The sequence below is a fragment of the Chamaesiphon sp. VAR_69_metabat_338 genome, from assembly GCF_031423935.1.
Classification (GTDB): Bacteria; Cyanobacteriota; Cyanobacteriia; order Cyanobacteriales; family Chamaesiphonaceae; genus Chamaesiphon.
Window position 1 is genome coordinate 1 of sequence record NZ_JANPGM010000004.1, and the last position, 4579, is coordinate 4579.

Genomic DNA, 4579 nt, shown 5'->3' on the forward strand with positions numbered 1-4579 from the left:
GGCGAAACAGCTAGTTGCGGCGACAGTTAGTGCCACACAGCACAGCGTTTGTAATTTCATCATGGGTTAACCTCTATATCACTTATTTACGTTATTCAACTGGTAGATTGCTCCATCGGGAAGATTTCGATCGGATGCTCGAAAGTTGCGTCCAGATGTGAGCTAGTTGGTGAAATCGCGCTATTCGATCGGCACTAGGATAAGATTTAATATCCAACGATCTAAATATCTAAATTATGCACTCACCTGTTGGCAATATTCCCTATCCGACGATCGATCTAACTATCCTGCGCCAACATTTGCTCGATCTGCTCTGTCAGTTAGCTTATAAAGAAGGTGATTTCGTCCTTTCCTCCGGTCAAAAAAGTACTTATTATATCAACGGCAAACAAGTTACTCTCCATCCCGAAGGTGCTGTCGCCACTGCCCGAATTTTACTCTCGATGCTCCCTGCTGATACCGATGCTGTCGCGGGTTTAACCCTCGGGGCAGATCCGATTGTCTCTTCTGTCAGCGTGGTATCTGTGTATGAAGGTAAATCTATACCAGCATTAATTATTCGCAAAGAAGCCAAAGGACACGGCACTCAAGCTTATATTGAGGGTGCTACCCTCAAACCTGGTGCCAAGGTAGTTGTACTAGAAGATGTCGTCACTACCGGACAATCGGCAATGAAAGCGGTAGAACGACTCAGAGCGGCGGGTTATGATGTCGATCGAGTCCTGACATTAGTCGATCGCGAACAAGGTGGCGCGGCATTTTATGCCGAGCAGGGATTAAACTTTGAGACGATCTTTACCATCCGCGATCTGCAAGCGAGATATCGGGAGTTGGGACTATAAGTTTAGATCGATTGAAGTATCGTAATTTATACCCAACTTCGATCGTTTTAGTCGATCTATGCTCATTCCGTCATGCCAAAGCCAAGGCTCTGCCAACAAGTCAACATCTATCATTTCAAATCGCAAATTCATGGCAGTATTAATCGAATTTGAAACCGATCGACTCAGCTTGCGACAATGGATTGAGACGGATCGCGAACCATTATTTGCCAGACTCAATAGCGATCCGCAGGTGATGGAATTTCTGCCTAATTTGTTAGACAGAGTGGCTAGCGATGCCATGTTCGATCGGCTCCAATCCCGCATCGCCGATCGAGGATGGGGCTTTTGGGCGGTAGAGTCCAAAATCGATCGCCAATTTATCGGTTTTGTGGGGCTAAACATTCCCCAATATGAATTATCCTTTGCGCCCTGTGTCGAGGTAGGCTGGCGGCTGGCGGTGGAGTACTGGGGCAAAGGCTACGCAACCGAGGCGGCTAAAGGTGCGCTGGAAATTGGGTTCGAGCGACTAGACGTGCCAGAAATTGTCTCCTTTACTACTACCAATCATCGCTCTCGTGCCGTGATGGAACGATTGGGCATGGAACGTGCCGCAGAGACATTCGAGCATCCCCTGCTGGCAGTCGGACATCCGCTGCGCGAACATTATCTCTACCGATTAGCGCGAGCAAAATGGCAATCCGCTCGATAACATGGGCTGGAGTTACGCAAGCGATCGAGTGCGGTTGTCGCCGGATTTGAAGCGCGATCGCGCATCGATTTTCATCAAACATATTGCCCGCTAGCGGACGCAGCACTGAGTGTCAGACGATACGCCAGCTCGAACTCGATCCACATGGCGGTGAAACTTTCACTAGTAATAGGGTCGATCGGATTACACCCATAGCTGGGAGTCGTTATTGAGATCGACTAAACTTCGATTTTGTCACAACCGCCGATCCTAACTGTTATAAATAGCACAAGTATTCAGCCTAAATTTGACGAGATGCTATCCGGATTTTTACGATCTTAGTACATATACATGCGGACGGAGATCGGGATTGCGCCAACTAGAGATTTTGGCGATAGGCTTAAGTTTAAGTGAAGTGTTCGACTAAAAATCGAGCCGATCGGAGCGGCTAAAACTCGATCGACAGATCGTTAAATCTGCCTTAGAAATTATCTTCACGGCTGCGTAGCTCGGTAGTATTTGATAAGCGATCTCCAGACTACTCAGCACTGAAGATTTTAAGTCATTCAGCCCATGCGATCTCGATCGCAGATGGGGGATGATATCTATGATATAGAAAAAAATCTGTCTCACAGCCACTCAATTGTGAGTGACAGCTAGCCTGAATCCGACAGACTAAGACATATTTCCGTCGTCGATCGACTAGTGAATCGCACCTGAAATAGATGGATCGGCGATGACGATCGCTGACTAACTTTTAGACTAAATGCAACTTCGTGAGTCGATGATATGGCTGCTCCTCTCAAAATTATCAAACCAGCAGGCAGAATTGACAGCGTGAAAGCGAATGAACTGTGCAATCAGGTTAGTGCTCTATTAGCAACGGGCAATAATCAGGTGCTGCTGGATATGACTGATGTCTGTTCGATCGATAGCTCTGGCTTAAGTGCGTTGATTATCGCGCTCAAAATGCTCAGAACTGCTGGTGGCAATCTGTATCTGTGCTCGATTGCGGCACCAGTCCGAGACTTATTGAATCTCACGCGGATGGATCGCTTATTCGAGCAACCTCAAGACTCGCAATTCGAGCATGACCGTCAAGATACTAAATATTCGGGACTGAAAAGCTGCTAGAGTAAATGATAAAAATATCTCAAGATTGCGAGGGAAGTTAGTTTGAGTCAGCGTTCTGGTATTGCACCCCACGGCGGTAAGTTAATCGATGGCGAAGCCTCACCTGTGGTGAATCGCATCGCCACCCCCGCTCAAAAAGCCGAATTTCTCAGTAAAGCCGAACATTTACCCAGGGTTACGCTAGACGAACGGGCATTTTCCGATTTAGTCATGATTGCGATCGGTGCATTTAGCCCCCTCACTGGGTTTATGCCGGAAGCCGACTACGATAACGTCGTTGCCAAGATGCGATTAGCCGACGGCTTACCGTGGTCGATTCCGATTACGCTCTCAGTCACCGAAGCCGTTGCCGCACCGCTACAGATCGGGACGCTCGTAAGGCTGGATGACAGTACGGGTCGATTTGTGGGTGTTTTAGAACTAACTGAAAAATATACCTACGATAAACAGCAAGAAGCCATTAATGTCTACCGCACTGACGATGAAAAACATCCTGGTGTCAAAGTCGTTTACGACCAAGGTAGTGTGAATTTAGCAGGGGCGATCTGGTTATTAGAGCGGGACGCACACCCCCAATTCCCGACTTATCAAATCGATCCGGCGGCTTCCCGCGCCCAGTTTCAAGCCAAAGGCTGGAACACGATTGTCGGCTTTCAAACCCGCAACCCCATCCACCGCGCTCATGAATACATCCAAAAGTGTGCGATGGAAACCGTTGATGGTTTGTTTCTGCATCCCTTAGTCGGCGCGACGAAAGAAGATGATATTCCTGCCGACGTGCGGATGCGCTGCTATGAGATCATCCTCGAACATTATTATCCCAGCGATCGGGTGATTCTGGGCATCAATCCAGCCGCGATGCGCTATGCAGGGCCGCGCGAAGCCATTTTCCACGCACTGATTCGTAAAAATTACGGTTGTACCCATTTTATCGTCGGTCGCGATCATGCTGGCGTCGGTGACTATTATGGTACCTACGATGCCCAGCATATTTTTAGTGAATTCGCGCCAGACGAACTCGGCATTACGCCGATGATGTTCGAGCACGCGTTTTATTGCCAAGTTACCAAATCGATGGCAACTACTAAGACTAGTCCTAGCACTCCCGAACAACGGGTACATTTATCAGGGACGAAAGTACGCGACTTACTGCGCAAAGGGGAATTGCCACCGCCAGAATTTTCGCGCCCAGAAGTTGCCGCCGAATTAATTCGGGCGATGCAGGGGAACAAATAACCCCTCATTAACAACTAATAACCAGCACCTACCACTTAACTAATTAAACAATCACAATTACCAAAATCTATGTCCATCAAGTTTTCGATTCCGACGATCGCGTTTGCAGCATTCTTAACGTTGGCACATAGTTCGATCGCTACTGCTGAAGTTTATAAAACTAGTAAAGATCAAGTCGTAGTCACTGGTTTAACCGCCAAGCAAAAATACCCAATTACTGGGATGAATGCTAAAAATAAGGCCGTCAAGCGTCAAGATGTAGCCGCAAATGGTTGTGGTGAAGCTTTAGTTAATGGTGCTGGAAAATATAAATCTTTAGTTGTCGGTACAGAGACGATCGATCCGGCAACTCTCACCACTAAGGTACACGCTAATTGTAAAGCCAAAAAGACGACAACAGCGTCTAAGAAAACCAAAAAGACAGTTACTACAACCACTACTGGTGCAACGACAGTACCATCTACCACCACCACGATTACTACTCCCACTACTACAACCACGACACCAACAGTGGCACCAGCGACTAAATAGATCGATCGTCTAATCGATCGCTCGCAAATAGAGGCACCTGCTTACAGGTGCCTCTATTTGTTTGAGATAGAGGTTAACGCTCTCACTCCCAAATAAAATCCGCAACTTGGGGTTGGAGGAGTAGATTATCGCCACTGAGTAAGACCGTTTTATGGGTAAATTTACT

General features: G+C 47.4%; 5 protein-coding genes. All 5 read left to right on the forward strand.

Annotation, left to right across the window (positions count from 1 at the left end; translation table 11 throughout):
* The first annotated feature begins 236 nt into the window (after nucleotides 1-236).
* Nucleotides 237-842 (forward strand): orotate phosphoribosyltransferase, encoded by a 606-nt coding sequence (gene pyrE / locus RMO84_RS00125; protein ID WP_310486376.1) that lies wholly within the window; start codon nucleotides 237-239, stop codon nucleotides 840-842.
* 130 nt (nucleotides 843-972) lie between these two features.
* Nucleotides 973-1533, forward strand: a complete 561-nt coding sequence (locus RMO84_RS00130) for a GNAT family N-acetyltransferase (RefSeq protein WP_310486377.1) — start codon at nucleotides 973-975, stop codon at nucleotides 1531-1533.
* 768 nt (nucleotides 1534-2301) lie between these two features.
* A complete protein-coding gene (locus RMO84_RS00135) occupies nucleotides 2302-2646 on the forward strand; it encodes an STAS domain-containing protein (RefSeq protein ID WP_310486378.1) in 345 nt (114 codons plus the stop codon).
* Nucleotides 2647-2688: 42 nt separating this feature from the next.
* Nucleotides 2689-3882, forward strand: coding sequence for a sulfate adenylyltransferase (gene sat, locus RMO84_RS00140; RefSeq protein ID WP_310486379.1), 1194 nt, complete (start codon nucleotides 2689-2691; stop codon nucleotides 3880-3882).
* A 69-nt stretch (nucleotides 3883-3951) separates the two neighbouring features.
* Nucleotides 3952-4413 carry a hypothetical protein gene (locus RMO84_RS00145; RefSeq protein WP_310486380.1) on the forward strand — a complete coding sequence of 154 codons (462 nt, stop codon included), beginning with the start codon at nucleotides 3952-3954 and terminating at the stop codon, nucleotides 4411-4413.
* Nucleotides 4414-4579: the final 166 nt, after the last annotated feature.